Below are 20,853 nucleotides of genomic sequence, written 5' to 3'. Positions count from 1 at the left end.
TGCCGGGGTCCGGGTGCCCCCGATTCTCGTCCAATCCCGGCCGTCCCGACAGCCCGCCTCGCCCCGCCGACGCCTCCTTCACGCGGCCCGCGCCGCCGCGACGCACCCCCTACGAGGCCACCGCGCCGCAACGCACCCGCCGGTGGGCCACCGCCTACGCGCCCGCCCCCGCGCAGGCCGCCGTGAACGCCCGGGCCCGCCGGGTGATCTCCGCCCAGTCCCCCGCCGCGACCACGTCCGGCGGCACCACGTCCGTCCCCGCGCAGACCGCGAGCGCGCCGTGCGCCAGGAATTCGGCGGCGTTGCCCGCGTTCACCCCGCCGGAGGCCACCAGTGGCACACCGGGGTACGGGCCCCGCAGGTCCTTGAAGTAGCCGGGGCCGAACGCCCGGGCCGGGAAGATCTTGACGGCGGCGGCGCCGAGGTCCACCGCGTGCGCCACCTCGGTCGGGGTGAGCGCCCCGAGCACCACCGGCACCCCGGCGACGGCCGCCGCCTCGGCGACCTCGGCCCGGCAGCCGGGGGTGACCAGGAAGGACGCCCCCGCCGCGACGCCCCGCCGGGCCTGCTCGGCGGTCAGCACCGTCCCCACCCCGACCTGCCAGCCCGACTTCGAGGCCCTCAGCAGGTGTGTCGTCACATCCGGTGTGGTGTACGTGAATTCGGTCAGGTTGATGCCGCCCTCGGCGAGGGCCGCGCAGAGCGCGGCGGCGTCCGGGATCCGGGGTGCGCGGACCACCGCGATCACCTGTTCGTCACGCAGGACGGCGAGATCCGCCGGCGCGGGACGGGCGGCAGGGGCGGGGAGATCGGCGGGGGCGGGCAGGTCGTTCGGGGCGGAGAGCTCGGTCATATGGCCAGGGTTCCTCGGTCGGTGCGACGCAGGGCGCGCCCGGGCCGGGCGCCGGTGGTGCGACCCTGCCGGACGACGGCGGTGCCGTTGACGTACACGTACTCGATGCCCTCGGCGGGCAGCCGGGGGTGCTCGAAGGTGGCGGCGTCCCGGACCCTCCCGGGGTCGAGGAGCACCAGGTCGGCGTGGTGGCCGGGGGCGATCAGGCCGCGCCGGTCCAGTCCCAGCCGGGCGGCGGGGCGGCCGGTCATCCGGGCGATCGTCTCCTCCAGCGTCAGCACGCCCAACTCCCGGCTGTAGTGGCCGAGGTAGCGCGGAAAGGTGCCCCAGGCGCGCGGGTGCGGCCGGGCGCCGACCAGCAGTCCGTCGCTGCCGACGGTGTGCGCCCGGTGGCGCATGATCGCCCGGACGTTCTCCTCGTGCCCGACGTGCTGGAGGATCGTGGTGCCCAGCTCGTCCCGGCGCAGCAGGTCCAGGAACACCTCGGTGCCGGTCCGTCGCTCCTCGGCGGCCAGTTCGGCGACGGTACGGCCGACGGTGCCGGCGAGCGAGGCCGAGCGGACTCCGGAGATCTGGATCGTCGCCCAGTCGGTGACCACGCCGTGGCAGCCGTCGCTGCCCTTCTCCTCCACCTCGTACCGGATCCTCGCGCACTGCGCGGGGTCGACGAGCCGCGCCAGCGTCGCGGCGGGGCCGCCCTCGGTGGCCCAACTCGGCAGCAGGGCGGCCAGGGTGGTGGAGCCGGGCAGGTAGGGGTAGCTGTCCAGGGTGAGGTCGACGCCGTCGGCGAGCGCCCGGTCGAGGAGGTCCAGCAGCTCGCCGGCCCGGCCCCGGTTGACCCCGAAGTTCATCGTGGCGTGGGTCAGGTGCAGCGCGCAGCCGCTCCGCCGGGCGATCTCCACCATCTCCGCGTAGCCCTCCAACGCCCCTTGTCCGTAGGAGCGTTGGTGTGGGGCGTGGAAGCCGCCGTAGGCCGCGACGATGGTGCACAGCTCGACCAGCTCGGCGGTGTCCGCGTACGTCCCGGGGGTGTAGCTGAGGCCGCTGGACATGCCGACCGCACCGTCCAGCAGGCTCTTCGCCAGCGTCTGCCGCATCCGGTCCAGTTCGCCGGGGGTGGGCGGACGGTTGGCCCAGCCCATGGCGAGCATCCGCAGCGTGCCGTGCGGGACGAGGTAGCAGGCGTTGACGGCGACACCGGTGCGGTCGATCCGGTCCAGGTAGCCGGCGACGTCCCGCCAGTCCCAGTCGAAGCCGTCCGGATCGCCGTTCCAGCCCGCGAGTTGGCGGCGCAGCGCGGGCAGCGTGGCGTCGTCCACGGGGGCGTAGGAGAGGCCGTCCTGGCCGAGGACCTCGCAGGTGACGCCCTGGGTGACCTTGGCCGGGTGCTCGGGTTCGATCAGCAGGGCCAGGTCGGAGTGGGCGTGCATGTCGATGAAGCCGGGGGCCAGGACCAGCCCGTCGGCGTCCACCGTCGCGGGCGCGTCGAGGCCCTCGCCGATCTCGGCGATCCGGCCGTCGGCGATCCGGACGTCCGCCCGGTAGCGCTCCGCGCCGGTGCCGTCCACGACGGTGGCGCCCCGGAAGACCGTCGCGTCCCCGCCGCGCCCGGCTGCCGCTCTCTCCCCGGGCATCAGAAGAACGTCCTGACCAGGCCGGTGACCTTCGGCTCGGCCGCGTCCGCGGAGTCCAGCACCGGGATCGCCGTCCACTTGTCGAAGGCCGTGCACGGGTGCGAGACGCCCAGCCGCAGCACCGCGCCGATCGGCGCGAGGTCGCCCGCGTCGCGCAGGAAGGCGTGCTGGTCGTTGAGCGCGGTGATCCGGGCCGCCGTACCCGTCAGCTCGGCGCCGCCCCGAACCCGTTGCGGCTCGGGCAGGCCCTCGTCGAAGGGCAGGTCGCGCTTGCCGGCGTCCAGCAGCGCGAGCTGCGGCTCGGGCCGGGAGACCACCCGGGCCCAGCCGTGCAGCGCGCTGCGGAACGGCGCCTGCCCGCCGTCCCGGGCGAGCGGCGAGATGCCCCGGTAGAAGCCGTCGTCGTGGGCGATGTACGCGCCCGAGCGCAGCACCACGAACGCCTCCGGCAGGTTCGCCAACTCCTCGACCACCAGGTCGAAGTAGGCGCTGCCGCCGGCCGAGACCACCGGCGGGGCGCCGTCCGGGTAGGCCCTCGCCAGCCGGCCGTGCAGGTCGCCGAGCTCCCGCAGGTAGCCGCGGACGGCCGCTAGCGCCTCGGCCGAGGCGTCGTGGGCGAGCGCGCCCTCGTACCCGCCGACGCCCGCCAGGCGCAGGGTGGGTGCGCGCAGCACGGCGGCGGCGACCTCGACGGCCGCGTCCACCCCGCGGGTGCCGGTCCGCCCGCCGGGGCCGCCGAGTTCGACCAGCACCTCGACCGGCCGCTCGGCCCCGGCGGCGCGCAGCGCCTCGTCCATCAGCCGCACGCTCTCGACGTCGTCGACCCAGGAGACGAACGCGAAGTCCGGGTCGGTGGCGAGTTCGTCGGCGAGCCAGGCCAGTCCGGCCGGTTCGAGCAGGGTGTTGGCGAGCAGGACGCGCTGGACTCCGAAGGCCCGGGCGATCCGCACCTGGGGCAGGTTGGCGAGGGTGATGCCGTGGCTGCCGGCGTCGAGCTGCGCCTGCCAGAGGGCGGGCGCCATGGTGGTCTTGCCGTGCGGGGCGAGCGCGACGCCCGCCTTGGCGCACCAGTCGGCCATGGTGCGGACGTTGTGGTCGAGGGCGGCGGCGTCGAGGGTGAGCAGCGGGGTGCCGAGCGAGGAGAGGGTGGGGCCGGTGGCGAGCCACTCCGGGGTGGTGCGGCCCCACGACTGCGGCGGGGCGGCCTTGAACCGCCAGTCGAGCGGCTCGTCGCCCAGGGCGGCCACCGCGTCACGGGCGATGCCCGGCCCGGTGGCACTGCTTGCGAAGGTCTGCTGCACCGTCTTCCTCCATCCGCACAGGTTGCAACATGCGCAACGAGGGTTGCACATGCTGGCAGCACGGTTCTAGCATCGGCGCCGGATCACGGTCAACGGACCTGACTCCCGGTCAACGGGGTCGGCTCGCGTGCGGCGCCCACGGACAACGCGGCGCTCCGCACCACGGAGCCGACCCGGTGGGCCCGCTCTCGACGGAACGGCCGCAGACGAGGAGCCCCGCACATGCCGCGACAGGACACCCAGGGCCCGACCCGCCCCGGTCCTCCCCCGACGGCCGTGTGCGTGGGCGAGTCGATGGCCGTCCTGCTGCCGGACCGCCCGGGCCCGCTGGAGTCGGTGGAGAACTTCCGGCTCTCGGTCGGCGGCGCCGAGTCCAACGTGGCGGGCGCACTGGCCGCACACGGCGTGCCGACGGCCTGGATCAGCCGGGTCGGCGACGACGGCTTCGGCCGGAGGCTGCTCACCGAGGTCGCCGCCCGCGGCGTGGACGTCTCGGCGGTCGCGGTCGACCCGCACCGCCCGACCGGCGTCTACCTGAAGGAGGTCGGCGGCACCACCGGCCACCGCCACGACCTCGGACCGGGCCGCAGCCGGCTGCACTACCACCGGCGCGGCTCCGCGGCCGCCGCGCTCTCCCCCGAGCTGCTCGCCGAGCCGGCCGCCGCCGCGCTGCTGGCCGGTGCCCGGCTGCTGCACCTGTCCGGCATCACCGCCGCGCTCTCCGACGGTTGCCTGGCCCTGCTCCGCGCCCTGCTGGCCGACCGCCGCCCGGGCCGCCTGGTCAGCTTCGACCTCAACTGGCGCCCCTCGCTCTGGCGCGACCGCGACCCGGCCGTGCTGCCGCCCCTGCTGGACGCCGCCGACCTGCTGCTGCTCGGCGCCGACGAGGCCGAGGCCGCCTTCGGAACCGGCGATCCGGCCGCCCTGCGCCGCCGCTTCCCCGCCCCGGCCACCGTCGTGGTCAAGGACGCCGCGCGGCAGGCGACCGCCCTGGAGCGGGACGGGACGGCGGCCACCGAGCCGGCCCTCGCGGTCGAGGTGGTCGAGGCCACCGGCGCGGGCGACGCCTTCGCGGCCGGCTACCTGGCCGGCACCGTCCGGGGCCTGGACCAGCGCCGTCGGCTGCGGCTCGGCCACCTGAGCGCCGCCTGCGCGCTGACCGCCCACGGCGACCAGGCCGAGCTGCCGGACGCCGCCGTGGTCGCCGCGCTGCTCGACGCCTCCCCCGCCGCCTGGGCCGCCACCCGGGTCACCGCGGCGGGCATCACCGGCCCGGCCCTGCCCACCGGCCGCGGACGCCCGGCCGACCCGCCCCGGCCCCGGCCCACCGACCGCGCAACGGCCGCCGACCGGGCCCGGGCACAATGAGCGGTAACCCCAGCCCTCGAAGCGGAGCACGATGAGCCAGACCGTCACCCGCGCCCTGCGCATCCTCGCCGAGCTCGGTGAGGGCGAGCGCTCCCTCGACCAGCTCGCCGAGGTGCTCGGTGTCCACAAGACGACCGTGCTCCGACTGCTCCAGAGCCTCGAAGAGGAACGATTCGTCTATCGCGACGCGAGCTACCGCTACCACCTGGGCGCCGGCCTCTTCGCACTCTCCGGCCTGGCCCTGGAGCAGCGCGGCGTACGCCGGATCGCCGCCCCGCACCTGGCCGAACTGAACGCCGCCACCGGCCAGACCGTGCACCTGGCCGCGTACGAGGGCGGCGAGGTGGTCTACATCGACAAGTTCGACTCCCGCCACCCGGTGCGGATGTACTCCCGGATCGGCCTGCGCGCCGCCCTGCACAGCGCCGCCGTCTCCAAGGTGCTGCTGGCCGACCTGCCGCTGCCCGAGCGGCGCCGGGTGGTGGCCGGGATCGACTTCACCCCCCACACCGGGCGCACCCTGACCACCCCCGAGGCCCTGCTCGCCGAGCTGGAGAGGGTCGCCGCCCAGGGCTGGGCGCAGGACCACGCCGAGCACGAGGCCTTCATCAACTGCGTGGCCGCGCCCGTCCGGGACGCCAGCGGCCGGGTGGTCGCCGCCGCCTCGATCTCCGTCCCGGACGTGGTCCTGCCGTACGAGCAGGTGCTGGAGCTGCTCCCCCAACTGCTCGCCGCCACGCGCGCGATCTCGGCCGACTGCGGCCGCCCCGACCACAACTGACACTCCGTCAATCTAAGGAAGCCCATGACCTCCGAGCACTCCCGGACCGGCGAGAAGACCGAGATCCGCACCGACGGCGCCCCCGCCCCCGCCTGGATGTTCTCCCAGGGCGTCCGCAAGGGCCCGATCCTCCAGGTCTCCGGCCAGGGCCCGCAGGACCCGGCCACCGGCGAGTACCTGCACCACGGCGACGTGAAGGCGCAGACCCGCCGGACCCTGGAGAACGTCAAGGCCATCGTCGAGGCCGGCGGCGCCACCATCGAGGACGTGGTGATGTTCCGCGTCTACCTCACCAAGCGCGCGGACTTCCCGCTGATGAACGAGGTCTACGCCGAGTTCATCGACGAGAACGTCAGGCCCGGCGGCGTGAAGCCGTGCCGCACCACCGTCTTCGCCGAGCTGCCGCAGGAGCCGATGCTGGTCGAGATCGACGCCCAGGCCGTCATCGGCTGACCCGCCACTGCGCCGAAGGGCCCGGACGCGCGGGCGGCGTCCGGGCCCTTCGGCGCCTCCGGGACCCCTCCCGGCGCCCCGGACGCCTGCTTGCCACACCCCCATTCGAATATTAGGTTAGGCTCACCTAACTACCTGGAGGTCCGTCCATGAGCCTGCCCACCGGCGACCCCGAGGTCCCCGAGCCCACCACCGCCGAACGGATCCACAGCCTGCTCGGCACGACCTCCTCGCTCACCGTCCGCGCCCTGGGCGAGCACCACCACCTGGACACCCCGGTCTCCGTGCACGGCTCCCGGCTGCGGCTGCGCACCGCCCTGGACGACCCGCTCACCGCGGCCGCCGCCGGCGCCACCGACGGCCTCGCCGTCGTCCTCGACGTCACCGACGTCGCCCCCGTCGCCGTCCGCGACCGGGTCCGCGCCCGCCTCACCCTGGCCGGCCGGCTGCACCTGGCCCACCTCGCCGACGACGGCCTCAGCGTGCACCTGCGGGTGGACGTCGCCCACGCCGTCCTCGCCACCCCGTACGGCACCGGCGCGATCACCGCCGCCGACCTCGCCCTCGCCGCCCCGGACCCGCTGGCCCGCCACGAGGCCGCGCTGCTCACCCACTTCGCCGACGACCACGCCGAGGCGCTCGACGTCCTCACCCGGCTGCTCGACCCGGCCGTGCTCGCCCGGCACCCGGAGGTCCGCCCGCTCGCCCTGGACCGCTACGGCCTGGTGCTGCGCCTGGACCACCCGCACGGCCACCGCGACGTCCGGCTGGTCTTTCCCGAACCCGCCCGTGACGCCGAGGACTTCGGCCACCGGATGCACGAGCTGCTGGCCGCCGCCCAGTACGGCCTGCCGGTGCACCGCGGCTGAGCGCCCGTCGACGGGCCGTCACCGCTCGACCGCGTCCTCCAGCACCACCCGTCCGATCCGCGCGTACAGCCGCGGCCGCCACCGGCGCACCGCGAGCGCCAACCCCACCCCGCCCGCGAACACCCCGATCACCAGGTACGGGATCAGCCGGAACACCAGCGTGTGCGCCGCCGACCCGGCCGCGGTGTCCTTGTTGAGCACCAGCAGCACCACCACCCCGGCCATCGCCACCCCGCCCACCAGCGGCGCGACCAGCGTCCGGAACCAGTGCGCGGTCTCCGGGTGCCGCCCCCGCACGTGGAAGTACCCGACCACGGCGAAGGAGCAGAGCGTCTGCACGACCAGGATCGCCATCGTCCCGAGCAGCGCCAGCAGGGTGTACAGGTGCGCGTACGGGTCCATCCCGGCCGCCAGGAACCCCGCCACCAGCCCCACCGCGATCACCGACTGCACCACCGAGGCGACGTGCGGAGAGCCGTGCCGCGGATGGGTGCGGCCGAGCGCCGGGTGCAGCAGGCCCTCCCGCCCGATCGCGTACAGGTACCGGGCCGCGCACTGGTGGAAGGCCATCGCGCAGGCGAACGAGCCGGTGACGACCAGCCATTGGAACACCTTCACCGCCCAGGCCCCCAGGTGCACGCCGAGCGGGTCGAAGAACAGGCTGTTGCCGTCCTTGCCCGGCACCCCGCCGCTCGCCACCGCGATCGCCTGCTCGACCCCGTTGCCGGACACGATCATCCAGGACACGAAGACGTAGAGCAGTCCGACCCCGATCACCGACACCAGCGTCGCCCGCGGCACCACCCGCTTCGGATCGCGGGACTCCTCGCCGTACATCGCGGTGGACTCGAACCCCACCCAGGACCAGAACGCGAAGAACAGGCCGAGCCCGGCCGCCGCCGCGCCCGAACTCCCCACTCCCTTCAGCGCGTTCAGCGGGTTCACGGCCCCGAGCACGATCCCGTCCGGGCCACCGCCGGAGAACAGCACCGCGAACGAGACCGCCCCCAGCACCCCGATCTCCAGCACCAGCGCGACCCCGAGCACCCTGGCCGTCAGATGGAGGTCGAACCAGGCCGTCACCCCGATCGCCGCCGCCCCGAACAGCGCGTACCAGCCCCAGCCCAGCTCCACCCCCAGCTGCGAACGGACCAGCCCGCGCAGCGAGTACGCGAAGAAGCCGAGCGCCGAGGCCTCGGTGACGACGTACGCGAGCACCGCGAGCAGCCCCGAGGCCATCCCGACCGCCCGGCCCAGCCCGTGCGAGACGTAGCCGTAGAACGCGCCGGCCGCGGTGATGTGCCGGGCCATCGCCACGTACCCGACCGAGAACACCGTCAGCACCACGGTCGCCACGACGTACGCGGCGGGCGCGCCGACTCCGTTGCCCTGTCCGACGATGATCGGCAGGTTGCCGGTCATCGCGGTGATCGGGGCGGCGGTCGCGAGTGCCATGAACACCACGCCGACCAGGCCGACCGAGTCCGCCTTCAGCCGGTCGACCCGGCCCGCCCCGGGCCGCTCCCGCCCGACCGCCTCCCCCGCCACGTCCCCGCTCCGGACAGCCATCCGGCCTCCTCGCCTCCCGGACCCGCCCGACCGACCGGACCGGCCGGGCGCTGACCGTCCGCCAGCATGGCGCGCGGAGGGCGCCCGCGGTGACGACGACCAGCGGGCGGCACAGCGGAGTTGACGCCGCGTTCGACCGCTCGAACGGCACGGCGGAGCCGGATGGCCCGGAAAACGGCCCCGAGCCCGGAGGCGGACCCGGCCTCGGAGGCGGGCCCGGCCCGGAAGCGGACCCGGCCGCGGAAAGCGGGCCCACCCCCGGAAGACAGGCCCGGCCCCGGAAACGACAGCGGCCGGCCCGGCCGCACGAGGAGGTCCCCTCGTGCGGCCGGGCCGGCCTGGGCGTGTCCCGCGCCCATGTCCACTGTGCGGCGATCACCCGGTCGAGCGGTCACCCGACATGACCATCCCGGAGGATCGATTCGCCCCGCAGCAGCGGTGGTTCCTGAAACCCTGGAGGCTCAGCGGCCCCTGGTCAGAGCGCGACGCCGTGCGCGCGCAGGTAGGTGACCGGGTTGATGTCCGAGCCGTACTCCGAGCCGTTGCGGATCTCGAAGTGCAGGTGCGGGCCGGTCACGTTGCCGGTGGCGCCGGAGAGGCCGATCTGCTGGCCGACGGTGACGGTCTGACCGATCTTCACACCGATCGAGGAGAGGTGCGCGTACTCGGCGTAGTGGCCGTCGGCGAGCTTGATCTCGACCTCGTTGCCGTAGGCACCGCCGTTGCCGGCCTTGACCACGACACCGTTGGCGACGGCGCGCAGCGGGGTGCCGGTGGCGGCGACGAAGTCCTGGCCGGTGTGGTGCCCGGAGGCCCACATCGAGCCGGCCACGCCGTAGGCGGTGCCCAGCTTCGGGTTGGCCAGCGGGGCGACGTAGCCGGAGGTGGCGGCGGCGACCGGAGTGGCGGTCACGGTCGCGGCCGGAGCGGCGACCTGCACCTGGGTCTGGAGCTGCGCGGACGGCTTGGCCGCCTCGGTCTTCACCTGGACCTGGGCCTGCGGCTTGGCGGCCTGGGTCGCCGGAGCGGCCGGCTTGGCCGGGGCGGCGGGCTTCGCCGGAGCGGCGTCGGCGGACGGCGCGGCGGCGTGACCCGGCAGCGCGAGCTGCTGGCCCGGGAAGATCAGGTTCGGGTTGGCGCCGACGACCGAGCGGTTCTGCTCGTACAGGGCGTGCCAGCCGCCGTCGACGTTCTTGGCGTCGGCGATCTTGGACAGGGTGTCGCCGCTGACGACGCGGTAGCTCTCCTGTGCGGCCGGGGCAGCGGCCCGGGCGGCGGGGGCGGCGGCCTGCGCGGCCGGCTTGGCCTCGGTGGAGGCGGCGGCCGGGGCGGCCGGAGCGGTGTGCGCCTGGGCGCTCACCGCGGTGACGAGCGGGAGGACGAACGACACGCCGGTGACGGCGGTGGCGATGCCGATGCGGGCGGCGCGGGGCAGGGCGATACGACGAGCCTGAGCAGGCATGGAATTTTCCTCTCCGACGCCTGCGAGGTGAGCTGTCGGGTTCGGGCTGGAGTTGCCCGGCCGCATGCGCGGCTTCACCCCTAGCCGGTCCTGGACGCCCGCGCCCTGAGGCGCGAACTCCGGTCCGGCGACTTACCTGTGGGTCCCCCGCTCCTGCCGTACAGAGTTCGTTTCGAACCACCGGGCGGCGGCAGGACTCGGCGTTCCACCCGGTGGATCCGTCCGGACTGGCCGGGCGGTCGCTGAACTAAAACCCATCCGTTCGGGTGAAGCAATGTCGATCTCTTGAAACCGCAACGATCCCCCTCGTCCCGGTGACCCTCCGCAGGCCCGGCCACACGGTGCGTACACAATCCATTCACCCCCTGCCACTGATCCACGACCCTGCGCCGAGATCGGCGACACTGCGCACCCGCCCGCTCACCCACCGCCCAAACCCAACACACCCACCGGTGACCCTTGTCACGTGCGCCTCAGCAGCGCAGGATTCGCCCGTGGCCACCTCCGAGGCCGGCACCCTGCGCCTGGGCACCGCGCAGGGACGCTGGGTACTACTGGCGACGGTGCTCGGCTCCAGCATGGCGATGCTCGACGGCACCGTGGTGAACGTCGCCCTGCCCCGCATCGGCGCCGACCTCGGCGCCTCCCTGGCGTCCCTGCAGTGGACGCTGAACGCCTATCTGCTCACCCTGGCGGGCCTGATCCTGCTCGGCGGCGCGCTCGGCGACCGGTACGGGCGGCGCAAGGTCTTCCTGATCGGCGTGGTCTGGTTCGCCATCGCCTCCGCGGCCTGCGCCGCCGCGCCGAACATCCACGTGCTGATCGCCGCCCGCGCCGTCCAGGGCATCGGCGGCGCGCTGCTCACCCCCGGCTCGCTCGCCATGCTCCAGGCGGTCTTCCACCCTGACGACCGCTCGGCGGCGGTCGGCCTCTGGTCAGGCCTCGGCGGGGTGTCGGCCGCGGTCGGCCCCTTCCTCGGCGGCTGGCTGGTGGACGGCCCCGGCTGGCGCTGGATCTTCCTGCTGAACCTGCCGCTCGCCGCCGCCGTGATCGCGGTCACCACCCGCTCGGTGCCGGAGAGCCGGGACGAGGGCGCCGCCGGGCGCTTCGACGTGCTCGGCGCCGTGCTCGCCGCACTCGCCCTCGGCGCGATCACCTACGCGCTGACCGCGGCCGGCGAGGGCCTGTCCCCCACGGTCTGGACCAGCGGGGCGATCGGGCTGGTGCTCGGCGTCGTCTTCGTGGCCGTCGAGCGCCGCGCGCCCGACCCGATGCTGCCGCTCGGGTTGTTCTCCTCCCGGCTGTTCACCGCGGTGAACCTGGTCACCCTGTGCGTGTACGCGGCGTTCAGCGGCGTCTTCTTCCTGCTGGTGGTGCAGCTCCAGATCGTGTCCGGGTTCTCGCCCCTGGTCTCGGGCTTCGCCCTGGTGCCGATCACCGTCCTGATGCTGGCGCTGTCCGCCCGGGCCGGCCGCCTCGGCAAGCGGATCGGCCCGCGCGTCCCGCTGACCGTCGGCCCGATGCTGTGCGCCGCCGGGGTGCTGCTGATGCTGCGCACCGGGCCGGACTCCTCGTACTGGGTGGACGTGCTGCCCGCCGTCACGGTGATGGGCTGCGGGATGACGCTCCTGGTCGCGCCGCTCACGGCGACCGTGCTGGCGGCGGTCGAGGTCCGGCACGCGGGCATCGCCAGCGGGGTCAACAACGCCGCCGCCCGCGCGGCCGGCCTGCTCGCGGTGGCCGCCCTGCCGGCGCTGGCCGGGCTGAGCGGCGACGCCTACCGGGTGCCCGCCTCGGTCGACTCCGCCTTCCACACCGCGATGCTGATCTGCGCGGGCCTGCTGGCCGCCGGCGGGCTGATCGCCTTCGCGACCGTACGGGGCAACGTGCTGGCCCCCGAGGAGCAGCCGGTGGCCGAGCCGAACTGCGACTGGCCGTGCGGGACCACCACTCCGCCGTTCGACCCGGGCCACGTCCCCACGGCGCGCGAGAGCCCCGCCACCGGTCCGGCGGCGGGGCCCTCGCGGGAGAGCTGACGCTACGTCAGGATGTGCTGTCCGGTCAGAGGATGTCGCCCGGCGCGTACTTGGCGGCCTCCGGGTGGGCGGCCGCGACGGCCTCCACCTGGCGGACCACCTCGGCGACCTGGGCGCCGGCCGCGCCGGTGAAGGACAGCCGGTCGGCCAGCAGCGCGTCCAGCGCGGCCCGGTCCAGCGGGATCCGCTCGTCGGCGGCCAGCCGGTCCAGCAGCTCGTTCTCCCGGGCACCCGCGCGCATCGCCAGCGCGGAGGCGACGGCGTGCTCCTTGATGACCTCGTGCCCGGTCTCCCGGCCGACGCCCGCGCGCACCGCGCCCATCAGCACCTTGGTGGTGGCGAGGAACGGCAGGTAGCGGTCCAGCTCGGCCTCGACCACGGCGGGGAAGGCGCCGAACTCGTCGAGGACGGTCAGGAAGGTCTCCAGCAGGCCGTCGAAGGCGAAGAAGGCGTCCGGCAGCGCGACCCGGCGCACCACCGAGCAGGAGACGTCGCCCTCGTTCCACTGGTCGCCGGCCAGCTCGCCGGTCATCGAGGCGTAGCCGCGCAGGATGACGGCCAGGCCGTTGACGCGCTCGCAGGAGCGGGTGTTCATCTTGTGGGGCATCGCGGAGGAGCCGACCTGGCCCTCCTTGAAGCCCTCCGTGACCAGCTCGTGGCCGGCCATCAGCCGGATGGTCTTGGCCAGGCTGGACGGCGCGGCGGCCAGCTGGACGAGGGCGGTGAGCACCTCGAAGTCCAGCGAGCGCGGGTAGACCTGGCCGACGCTGGTCAGCACGTGGTCGAAGCCGAGGTGACCGGCGACCCGGCGCTCCAGCTCGGCCAGCTTCCCGGTGTCGCCGCCGAGCAGGTCCAGCATGTCCTGGGCGGTGCCGACCGGGCCCTTGATCCCGCGCAGCGGGTAGCGGGCGATCAGCTCCTCCAGCCGGCGGAAGGCGACCAGCAGCTCGTCGGCGATCGACGCGAACCGCTTGCCCAGGGTGGTGGCCTGCGCGGCCACGTTGTGCGAGCGACCGGCCATGACCAGCTCGGAGTGCTGGGCGGCCAGCTTGGCCAGGCGCACCAGCACGGCCACCGTACGGTCGCGCACGTGCTCCAGCGACTGGCGGATCTGGAGCTGCTCGACGTTCTCGGTCAGGTCCCGGGAGGTCATGCCCTTGTGGATCTGCTCGTGCCCGGCGAGGTCGCTGAACTCCTCGATGCGGGCCTTCACGTCGTGGCGGGTGACCCGCTCACGGGCGGCGATCGAGCCGAGGTCGACCTGGTCGATCACCCGCTCGTAGTCGGCGACGGCGTTCGCCGGCACCTCGACGCCGAGGTCCTGCTGGGCCTTCAGGACGGCGAGCCACAGGTGGCGCTCGAGGACCACCTTGTGCTCGGGGGACCACAGCTGGGCCAGGGTCGCCGAGGCGTACCGGGAGGCCAGGACATTGGGGATCTGGGGCTTCGCGCTCACGCTTCGCAAGCCTAACAGCCGAGGTCACGCCCCTCGCAGCCGCCAGGACGCTACGCCCGTAGAGCCCTGGCGCTACTGCGCGCCGCCCGTACGGCCGGCCAGCACCGGCAGCACCTGGGCGCAGATCGAGTGCAGGGCGATCCGCTGCTCGTCGGTCATCGCCTCGAAGGCCTGGTGGGTCCTGGCCATCTCGCCGCGGATCAGGTTCAGGATCTCCCGGCCCTCGGCCGTGATCACCACGATCTTCACCCGGCGGTCACCGGCCGCGGCCTCCCGGTTGGCCAGGCCCAGCGTCTCCAACCGGTCCACGATCCCGGTGACGTTCGACGCGTCGCAGCCCAGCCGCCCGGCCAGCGCCCGCATCGGCACCGGCTCCTGCACCGCGCCCAGCGCCTTGGCCTGCGAGGAGGAGAGCCCGTGCCGGGCCGCGGCCGCCGCGAAGTCCTGGAAGTACGCGGCGCCGACGGCGGCCAACGCCTCCATCAACTCGGCGTTGGTCGGTACGGTCGTCGTCGCTGTCGAACCCATGGGGCCAGGGTACGGCCAGGTGCTTCAGCAACTCAAGATTTGACCACGGCAACCGTCGGCGAGCCGTTCCGCGGCCGCCCGGAGTCAGAGCACCAGTTGGTCGAACAGCCGCCGCAGCTCCGTGTCCGGGTCCGCGGTCAGCCCGGTGTGCACCGGCCCCGGCTGGACGATCGCGCTGCGCGGCGCGGTCAGCCAGCGGAACCGCTGCCCGGGGCTGTCCCCCGCCGCCGGACCGGCCTGCGGGCCGCCGTGGCAGACCGCCTCGATCCCGTGCAGCGCCCGCCGCACGCCCTGCACGTCCGCCACCGGGTCCAGCGCCAGCAGCCGGGCCTGGTCCAGGTGGGTGCGGGCGGCGAGGTGCGAACTCTGCCGGCAGTACAGCAGCACCCCGACGTTGACGCACTCGCCGCGCTCGACCCTCGGCACCGCGCGGATCACGGCGTACTCGTAGTCGTGCAGCTCGACGGTGGCCGGCAGCGAGGACGGCACGGACCCGGTCATGCGGACACCTCCGGCAGCCAGTCGCGCGGACCGGCCAGTCGCTCGGTCAGCTGGGCGCGGTACGCGGCACGCACCTCGTCGGGCGAGTCGAAGCCGAACTCGTCCACCAGCCAGACCTCGGGGATCTGCGCCACCGCGCCCTCGATCGCCGCCTCGGCGAGCGGCGCTAGCGCCTTGTCGGCCGCCGCCAGGTCCGGCCGGGCCCCCAGCAGCGCGTGGTCGGAGGCGTCGTACGGACGGCGGATCCAGGAGGCGGCACCCGACCAGTTGTGGTGGAAGATCAGGCTCGCGCCGTGGTCGATCAGCCGCAGCCCGCCGGTCGCCACCAGCAGGTTCGGATTGCGCCAGGAGCGGTCGACGTTCCCGATCAGCGCGTCGAACCAGAGCACCTGCCCGGCGAGCTCCGGGTCCACCTCGAAGCAGAGCGGGTCGAAGTTGAGCGCCCCGCTGACGAAGGCCATCCCCAGGTTGGTCCCGCCGCTGGCCCGCATCTGGTCCTGGACCTGGTGGTCCGGCTCGCTGCGCGCGAGCACCGGGTCCAGGTCGATCGTCACCAGCTCCGGCACCGGCAGCCCGAGCCGCCGGCCGAGCTCCCCGGCCAGCACCTCCGCGACCAGCGCCTTGCGGCCCTGCGCCGCACCGACCCATTTCAGCGCGTACAGCCGCCGATCGTCGGCCTCGACCAGGCCCGGCATCGAGCCGCCTTCTCGCAGTGGCGTCACGTACCGGATCGCCGTCACCTCGGGTAGCACGGCCGACAGCTTATCGGTGTCCCCGCCGCTTCCTCTCCTTCCTCCCACCGCCACCCCGGCACAACCCGGCTCCCCCACCCCACTCCCCACCTCCGCACTCACATCCGCCACACCTCCATGGCCCCGCCCATGTCGTTACGCCCCAGTGGCAACGCCCGTCACTCCGACCTCCCACCACACTCCCGTCCTCCCCCACCCCCACGGCCCCGCCCCGGTGGCAGCCCCCGCTGCTCCGTGCGAGTGTGGCGGACAGTAATGGGGACCTTCACGGCAAAGGGATGAGCGATGGAACGACCTCGGATCCTGATCGTGGGCGGTGGCTTCGCCGGCCTGGAGTGCGCCCGCCGCCTCGAACGAAAGCTGTCACCGTCGGAGGCCGAGATCTCGCTGGTCACGCCGTTCAGCTACCAGCTCTACCTCCCCCTCCTCCCCCACGTCGCGGCCGGCGTGCTCACCCCGCAGTCCGTGGCCGTCTCCCTGCGCCGCTCGCTGCGCCGCACCCACATCGTCCCCGGCGGCGCCATCGGCGTGGACCCGGCGTCCAAGGTGTGCGTCGTCCGCAAGATCACCGACGAGGTGGTCGCGCAGCGGTACGACGTCCTGGTGCTCGCCCCGGGCAGCGTCACCCGCACCTTCGACATCCCCGGCCTCACCGACTACGCCCGCGGCATGAAGACGCTCGCCGAGGCCGCCTACGTCCGCGACCACGTGATCGCCCAACTCGACCTCGCCTCCGCCACCGTGGACCAGAAGGAGCGCGAGTCCCGGCTCCAGTTCGTGGTGGTCGGCGGCGGCTACGCGGGCACCGAGACCGCTGCCTGCCTCCAGCGGCTGACCACCGCAGCCGCCCACCGCTACCCGCGCCTGGACGCCCGGCAGATCAAGTGGCACCTGATCGACATCGCCCCGAAGCTGATGCCGGAGCTCGGCGACCCGCTCGGCGAGGCCGCCCTGGAGGTGCTGCGCGACCGCGGCATCGAGGTGTCGCTGGGCGTCTCGGTGGCCGAAGTCGGCGCCGAGACCGTCAAGTTCACCGACGGCCGGGTGCTCCCCTGCCGCACCCTGATCTGGACCGCCGGGGTGGCCGCGAGCCCGCTGATCGGCACCCTGGACGCCGAGACGGTCCGCGGCCGGCTGGCCGTGACGGCGGAGATGCGGGTGCCGCAGTTCGAGGGCGTGTTCGCGATCGGCGACGCCGCCGCCGTCCCCGACCTCGCCAAGGGTGACGGCGCGGTCTGCCCGCCGACCGCCCAGCACTCCGCCCGCCAGGGCCGCGCGGTCGCGAACAACGTGATCGCCTCGCTCCACAACCAGCCCCTGGAGCCTTACTACCACAAGGACTTGGGCCTGGTGGTCGACCTCGGCGGCAAGGACGCGGTGTCCAAGCCGCTCGGCGTGGAGCTGCGCGGGGTGCCCGCCCAGGTGGTGGCGCGCGGCTACCACCTGATGGCGATGCGCACCAACGCGGCCAAGTTCCGGGTGGGCGCCAACTGGCTGCTCAACGCGACCGCCGGCGACGACTTCGTCCGCACCGGCTTCCTCGCCCGCCAGCCCGCCCGGCTGCAGGACTTCGAGTACACCGACGCGTACTTGACGAAGGATCAGGTACGCGCGCACGCCCAGTCGCTGCTCGCGAAGGGCTGAGCTCCGAGCGCCGAGCACCGCGCGCCGACCGGAACACGGAGCGGAGGCAGGACGGCGAGCCGAACGGCGCCCCCGCGGCCGGAGCCGCGGAGGCGCCGGACCGTGCGGTCACCGTGCGGTCAGGTACATCCCGCTCGCGTCCTGCCCGGCCGTGTTGCGGCACGCGTAGTCACCGCTCGGACGCGCCCACAGCAGCGTCAGGCAGCGCCCGACCGCCTGCTGGCCGTAGTAGTTGGGGTGCATCGACTCCTGCAGCACGCCCTGCGTGGAGTTGAGCCCGCCGTCCAGGAAGCGCGCCCACTCGCTGGTGGTCGCGGACGGGCCCGAGGTCGCGGTCGGCTGCCTGGTGGCCGTCGAGCAGACCTCGCGGCCCTGCAGCATGTCCGACAGGTCCAGGAACTGCGCGCCCTTGGCGGCGGCGACGCCCGCCAGCGACCGGGAGATCTGCGGCACCATCGAGTCGCGCGCCCAGTCGGCGTCCCCGTCCCAGAACGGGCAGCCGCCGGTGTCGGAGCGGGTCCAGCCGCTCTCCGGGTAGCGCATCTCGGCGCTGCGCGGGATCGGCGACGGGTAGGACTGCAGCACCAGGCGGTAGTCCGACTGCGCGTAGCCGGCGTCGGCCATCACCGCGCGGACCTCGTCGATCGCCTTGCCGACCCCGGCCATCGCCGCGGGCATCTTGGCGTCGATCTGGGACTGCGCGGAGCCGTGGCAGTACGAGTACCAGATCAGGTAGTCCTGCACGCAGGTGGAGATGACGTCGGCGAAGCCCAGGTCGTTGCCGCCGATCGACAGGGTGATCAGCTTGACGTTGTTCTGCCGCGCCACGGCGGCGAGTTGGTCGGCCTGCGGGGCCTCGCCCTTGTACGACTGGCCGCCGTTGGAGGCGCGGAAGACGTTCGCGGTGACGGCGCCGGAGCAGGCCAGGTTGATCTCGTTCTGGGCGCCGGTGGAGGCGCTGAGCACCTCGGCGACGTCCGAGCGGTCGCACCCGCTCGTGGCGGTGGCGCCGTAGATCCGCGAGGGGTCGTACGAACTGCCGGTCCAGGCGCGGTCGGTGCCGTTGCGGCTGCCGCTGGTACCCGCCGAGTTGCCCTTCCAGCGGCCGGCCTCGCCGGAGATGTAGCTGTCGCCGAGCGTGACGCTGGCGGTGGGCCCGGACGGCACGGCGGCCGTCGCGGACGGGGCGGCGGAGGCCGGCGAGGCGGCGGCCAGGCCCGCGACGGCGAGCGGGAGGGCGAGCGCTGCGGTGAGCAGCCGTCGGGCGGGTCGAGGGGCGCTGCGGGTGTTGTTCGAACAGTTCTCGGGCACTGCGGAACTCCTGCGGCTCGGTCTTCCCGCGGCATGGGGAACGGGAGGACGCCTGGGTGAGGGTGGGCCGCCGGCCGGTGGCGCGATGAAGATGACATGCCCGCGCCGGTTACCGCTAGGTAGCTGCAGGAGGTTTCCGCTTTTGTTACCGCCGGGTTCAGACCAAGCCCGCGGCCGACGACCGGATGCCGCCCGCGGTTCACACCCGCAACACCTGCCCCACCCACCCCACAGGCCCCGAGCCGCGAGGCCCCGGGCCCGAGCCCCCAGACCCCGGGGCCCGGGGGCTCACACCAGCCGCGATCCACCCCCACCCGTCCCCAGCACCGTCGCCAGGTCCTCCGCCAGGTCCCGCGCCTGCGCCGCCTCCAGCCGCGCCGTGGTGAACCGCAGCCCGGGCGGCGACTGGATCCGGTACCGCGCGCCGGGCGCCGCGACCCAGCCGCGCTGCACCAGCGCCGCCAGCACCGAGGTCTCGTCCGGCACCGGCACCCAGACGTTCAGTCCGCTCCGCCCGTGCGCGGCGATCCCCCGGGCCGCCAGCTCGCCCAGCAGCGCGTCCCGCCGGGCCCGGTACGCGGCGGCCACCCGGTCCGCCGGCGCGGCGTCGCCGCGCCACAGCTCCGCGACGGTGCGCTGCAGCAGGTGGCTGACCCAGCCGGCGCCCAGCCGTAGCCGGCCGGCCACCCGCCCGATCGTCTCCTCGTCGCCGACCGCCACCGAGACCCGCAGGTCGGGCCCGTACGCCTTGGCCGCCGAGCGCACCACCGCCCAGTGCCGGGTCTCGGCGCCGACGAGCGAGTGGTAGGGCTGGTCGACCATGCCGTGCCCGTGGTCGTCCTCGACCAGCAGTACCCCGGGGTGCTCGGCCAGGACGGCCTTCAGCGCCTCGGCCCGCCGCGCGGTGAGCGCCGCCCCGGTCGGATTCTGCGCCCGACTGGTGACCACCACGGCGCGGACGCCCTCGGTCAGCGCCTCGGCCAGCGCGTCCGGCAGCGGGCCCTCGTCGTCCAGCCGGACGGGCACCTGCCGCAGCCCCAGCGCCGGCAGCAGGTCGAGCAGGCTGCCCCAGCCCGGGTCCTCGACGGCCACCGCGTCGCCGGGGCGCAGCCGGGCGCCGAGGATCCGTTCGATGGTGTCCAGCGAGCCGGAGGCGACGGCGATCGGGCCGCCGGGCAGCCCGTCGGCCTCGAAGGAGGCGCGGGCGAGCGCGAGCAGCAGCGGGTCGACGGCGGCGTGCCCGTACAGCACCGGGTCGGTGCGCGCGGCCTCGGCGGCGGCCGCCAGCGCCGGGGTGAGGTCGGGCAGCAGGGCCGGGTCGGGGTTGCCGGTGGAGAGGTCGCGGGCGTGCGGCGGGACGGGGATGCGGATCTGGTCGCGGGGGGTGAGGGCGGGCCTGGGCAGGATGCGGCTGCCCTTGCGCCCGGCGGTCTCGATCACCCCGCGGTCGCGCAGCAGCCGGTAGGCGGCGGCGACGGTGTTGGGGTTGACGCCCAGTTCGGCGGCGAGGTCGCGCAGCGGGGGCAGCGCGGTTCCGGGGGCGAGCCGTCCGCTGCTCACGCCCTGTTCGATGTGGGCGGCGATTTCGCTGGCGCGTCGCCCTTTCAGCGGATAGTCTCCTAGCACAAAGCAAATTATGCACTAGTACATAGAGGATGTCATGTCAGCCAACCCGGAAGGCTCGCCCAGCTACTCCCGCACACCCAGGACCACCCCCACCCGCTACCGGGACCGGGCCACCTGGGAGCAGGAGGCGATCCACGCCATCCTCGACAGCGCCTACATCTGCCACCTCGGCTTCGTCGTCGACGGCGCCCCCGTGGTCCTGCCGACGATCTACGCCCGGGTCGGCAGCCGGCTCTACGTCCACGGTTCCACCGGCAGCCGCCCGCTGCGCAACGCCGCCGGCGAGCAGGGCATGCCGGTCTGTGTCACCGTCACCCAGGTCGACGCGCTGGTGCTGACCAAGTCCGCGTTCAACCACTCGGTGAACTTCCGCTCGGTGGTCGCCCACGGCACGGCGTACCAGGTCACCGACCCCGAGGAGCTGGACGTCGCGCTCGCCGCGCTGGTCGACCACGCGGTGCCGGGGCGCTCCGCCGAGGTCCGTCCGGCCAACGCCAAGGAGCTCGCCGCCACCGCCGTCATCCGGCTGGAGCTGGACGAGGTCTCGGCCAAGACCCGCGAGGACGGCGCCGACGACGATCCGGAGGACGTCGGCCTGCCGCACTGGTCCGGCCTGATCCCGGTCACCACCGTGCACGGCACCCCCGAGCCGCACCCCGGCACCACCGTCCCGCTCCCCGCGCACCTGCGCGGCTACCCCCGCTGACGG

General features: G+C 74.3%; 18 protein-coding genes and 1 riboswitch. Of the genes, 7 read left to right on the top strand and 11 right to left on the bottom strand.

The window, feature by feature from the left end; genetic code table 11:
- Positions 1–154: 154 nt before the first annotated feature.
- Genes ACZ5GH_RS30925 through ACZ5GH_RS30915 form a run of 3 tightly spaced genes read right to left on the bottom strand, consistent with a single transcriptional unit; the run spans position 155 to position 3,788 of the window.
- Positions 155–853: a bifunctional 4-hydroxy-2-oxoglutarate aldolase/2-dehydro-3-deoxy-phosphogluconate aldolase gene (locus tag ACZ5GH_RS30925; protein WP_464335917.1), complete on the bottom strand. Its 699-nt coding sequence runs from the start codon at positions 851–853 to the stop codon at positions 155–157.
- Positions 850–2,487, bottom strand: a complete 1,638-nt coding sequence (locus tag ACZ5GH_RS30920; protein WP_464335916.1) for an N-acyl-D-amino-acid deacylase family protein — start codon at positions 2,485–2,487, stop codon at positions 850–852. Before ACZ5GH_RS30920 ends, ACZ5GH_RS30925 begins: the two co-directional genes overlap by 4 nt.
- Positions 2,487–3,788: an alanine racemase gene (locus ACZ5GH_RS30915; RefSeq protein ID WP_464335915.1), complete on the bottom strand. Its 1,302-nt coding sequence runs from the start codon at positions 3,786–3,788 to the stop codon at positions 2,487–2,489. The genes ACZ5GH_RS30920 and ACZ5GH_RS30915 overlap by 1 nt, the downstream gene beginning before the upstream one ends.
- A gap of 222 nt (positions 3,789–4,010) precedes the next feature.
- On the opposite strand from ACZ5GH_RS30915, the gene ACZ5GH_RS30910 reads away from it, so the two are divergent.
- From ACZ5GH_RS30910 to ACZ5GH_RS30895, 4 genes are all read left to right on the top strand, one after another.
- A complete protein-coding gene (locus ACZ5GH_RS30910; RefSeq protein WP_464335914.1) occupies positions 4,011–5,156 on the top strand; it encodes a sugar kinase in 1,146 nt (381 codons plus the stop codon).
- A gap of 31 nt (positions 5,157–5,187) precedes the next feature.
- Positions 5,188–5,937: an IclR family transcriptional regulator gene (locus ACZ5GH_RS30905; RefSeq protein WP_387760092.1), complete on the top strand. Its 750-nt coding sequence runs from the start codon at positions 5,188–5,190 to the stop codon at positions 5,935–5,937.
- 24 nt (positions 5,938–5,961) lie between these two features.
- Positions 5,962–6,390, top strand: coding sequence for a RidA family protein (locus ACZ5GH_RS30900; RefSeq protein WP_464335913.1), 429 nt, complete (start codon positions 5,962–5,964; stop codon positions 6,388–6,390).
- A 149-nt stretch (positions 6,391–6,539) separates the two neighbouring features.
- Positions 6,540–7,259 (top strand): DUF2470 domain-containing protein, encoded by a 720-nt coding sequence (locus ACZ5GH_RS30895; protein WP_387760095.1) that lies wholly within the window; start codon positions 6,540–6,542, stop codon positions 7,257–7,259.
- Positions 7,260–7,277: 18 nt separating this feature from the next.
- Here the strand turns inward: ACZ5GH_RS30895 and ACZ5GH_RS30890 are convergent, their stop codons facing one another.
- Together ACZ5GH_RS30890 and ACZ5GH_RS30885 are read right to left on the bottom strand one after the other, a co-directional pair.
- The gene (locus tag ACZ5GH_RS30890; RefSeq protein WP_464335912.1) at positions 7,278–8,828 is read right to left on the bottom strand and encodes an APC family permease; all 1,551 of its coding nucleotides are present in this window, start codon (positions 8,826–8,828) and stop codon (positions 7,278–7,280) included.
- 475 nt (positions 8,829–9,303) lie between these two features.
- A complete protein-coding gene (locus ACZ5GH_RS30885) occupies positions 9,304–10,290 on the bottom strand; it encodes a M23 family metallopeptidase (protein WP_387760098.1) in 987 nt (328 codons plus the stop codon).
- Between the two features lie 2 nt (positions 10,291–10,292).
- Positions 10,293–10,430, bottom strand: a riboswitch (cyclic di-AMP (ydaO/yuaA leader).
- A gap of 354 nt (positions 10,431–10,784) precedes the next feature.
- Between ACZ5GH_RS30885 and ACZ5GH_RS30880 the strand changes: the two genes are divergently transcribed.
- Positions 10,785–12,326 carry an MFS transporter gene (locus ACZ5GH_RS30880; RefSeq protein ID WP_387760099.1) on the top strand — a complete coding sequence of 514 codons (1,542 nt, stop codon included), beginning with the start codon at positions 10,785–10,787 and terminating at the stop codon, positions 12,324–12,326.
- A 25-nt stretch (positions 12,327–12,351) separates the two neighbouring features.
- Here ACZ5GH_RS30880 and purB read toward each other — a convergent pair whose 3' ends face one another.
- The 4 genes from purB to ACZ5GH_RS30860 form a co-directional block, all read right to left on the bottom strand.
- Positions 12,352–13,791 (bottom strand): adenylosuccinate lyase, encoded by a 1,440-nt coding sequence (purB, locus tag ACZ5GH_RS30875; protein WP_387760100.1) that lies wholly within the window; start codon positions 13,789–13,791, stop codon positions 12,352–12,354.
- 63 nt (positions 13,792–13,854) lie between these two features.
- Entirely contained in the window at positions 13,855–14,310 is a 456-nt protein-coding gene (locus ACZ5GH_RS30870) for a MarR family winged helix-turn-helix transcriptional regulator (protein ID WP_387760102.1), read from the bottom strand.
- Between the two features lie 84 nt (positions 14,311–14,394).
- A complete protein-coding gene (locus ACZ5GH_RS30865) occupies positions 14,395–14,811 on the bottom strand; it encodes a DUF3037 domain-containing protein (RefSeq protein WP_387760103.1) in 417 nt (138 codons plus the stop codon).
- Positions 14,808–15,563: a HipA family kinase gene (locus ACZ5GH_RS30860; protein ID WP_387760105.1), complete on the bottom strand. Its 756-nt coding sequence runs from the start codon at positions 15,561–15,563 to the stop codon at positions 14,808–14,810. Before ACZ5GH_RS30860 ends, ACZ5GH_RS30865 begins: the two co-directional genes overlap by 4 nt.
- Positions 15,564–15,848: 285 nt before the next feature.
- Here ACZ5GH_RS30860 and ACZ5GH_RS30855 point away from each other — a divergent pair, with 285 nt between their 5' ends.
- The gene (locus tag ACZ5GH_RS30855) at positions 15,849–17,207 is read left to right on the top strand and encodes an NAD(P)/FAD-dependent oxidoreductase (RefSeq protein ID WP_387760106.1); all 1,359 of its coding nucleotides are present in this window, start codon (positions 15,849–15,851) and stop codon (positions 17,205–17,207) included.
- Between the two features lie 108 nt (positions 17,208–17,315).
- Here the strand turns inward: ACZ5GH_RS30855 and ACZ5GH_RS30850 are convergent, their stop codons facing one another.
- Positions 17,316–18,518 carry a GDSL-type esterase/lipase family protein gene (locus ACZ5GH_RS30850; RefSeq protein WP_464335911.1) on the bottom strand — a complete coding sequence of 401 codons (1,203 nt, stop codon included), beginning with the start codon at positions 18,516–18,518 and terminating at the stop codon, positions 17,316–17,318.
- Positions 18,519–18,806: 288 nt separating this feature from the next.
- The gene (locus ACZ5GH_RS30845) at positions 18,807–20,144 is read right to left on the bottom strand and encodes an aminotransferase class I/II-fold pyridoxal phosphate-dependent enzyme (RefSeq protein ID WP_464335910.1); all 1,338 of its coding nucleotides are present in this window, start codon (positions 20,142–20,144) and stop codon (positions 18,807–18,809) included.
- A gap of 34 nt (positions 20,145–20,178) precedes the next feature.
- On the opposite strand from ACZ5GH_RS30845, the gene ACZ5GH_RS30840 reads away from it, so the two are divergent.
- On the top strand, positions 20,179–20,850 hold the full coding sequence (locus ACZ5GH_RS30840; protein ID WP_387760110.1) for a pyridoxamine 5'-phosphate oxidase family protein: 672 nt from the start codon (positions 20,179–20,181) through the stop codon (positions 20,848–20,850).
- Positions 20,851–20,853 lie beyond the last annotated feature (3 nt).

The sequence above is a fragment of the Kitasatospora sp. Xyl93 genome (genome assembly GCF_055383135.1).
The sequence above is the reverse complement of the archived record's forward strand: the minus strand, read 5'-3'. Positions and strand labels throughout refer to the sequence as shown.

What these genes read in the sequence shown, in the direction of transcription:
- ACZ5GH_RS30925 (WP_464335917.1), bottom strand. Translation starts at nt 853, where the DNA reads ATGACCGAGCTCTCCGCCCCGAACGACCTGCCCGCCCCCGCCGATCTC.
- ACZ5GH_RS30890 (WP_464335912.1), bottom strand. Translation starts at nt 8,828, where the DNA reads ATGGCTGTCCGGAGCGGGGACGTGGCGGGGGAGGCGGTCGGGCGGGAG.
- ACZ5GH_RS30865 (WP_387760103.1), bottom strand. Translation starts at nt 14,811, where the DNA reads ATGACCGGGTCCGTGCCGTCCTCGCTGCCGGCCACCGTCGAGCTGCAC.
- ACZ5GH_RS30920 (WP_464335916.1), bottom strand. Translation starts at nt 2,487, where the DNA reads ATGCCCGGGGAGAGAGCGGCAGCCGGGCGCGGCGGGGACGCGACGGTC.
- ACZ5GH_RS30910 (WP_464335914.1), top strand. Translation starts at nt 4,011, where the DNA reads ATGCCGCGACAGGACACCCAGGGCCCGACCCGCCCCGGTCCTCCCCCG.
- ACZ5GH_RS30855 (WP_387760106.1), top strand. Translation starts at nt 15,849, where the DNA reads ATGGAACGACCTCGGATCCTGATCGTGGGCGGTGGCTTCGCCGGCCTG.
- ACZ5GH_RS30885 (WP_387760098.1), bottom strand. Translation starts at nt 10,290, where the DNA reads ATGCCTGCTCAGGCTCGTCGTATCGCCCTGCCCCGCGCCGCCCGCATC.
- ACZ5GH_RS30900 (WP_464335913.1), top strand. Translation starts at nt 5,962, where the DNA reads ATGACCTCCGAGCACTCCCGGACCGGCGAGAAGACCGAGATCCGCACC.
- ACZ5GH_RS30895 (WP_387760095.1), top strand. Translation starts at nt 6,540, where the DNA reads ATGAGCCTGCCCACCGGCGACCCCGAGGTCCCCGAGCCCACCACCGCC.
- ACZ5GH_RS30905 (WP_387760092.1), top strand. Translation starts at nt 5,188, where the DNA reads ATGAGCCAGACCGTCACCCGCGCCCTGCGCATCCTCGCCGAGCTCGGT.
- ACZ5GH_RS30870 (WP_387760102.1), bottom strand. Translation starts at nt 14,310, where the DNA reads ATGGGTTCGACAGCGACGACGACCGTACCGACCAACGCCGAGTTGATG.
- ACZ5GH_RS30840 (WP_387760110.1), top strand. Translation starts at nt 20,179, where the DNA reads ATGTCAGCCAACCCGGAAGGCTCGCCCAGCTACTCCCGCACACCCAGG.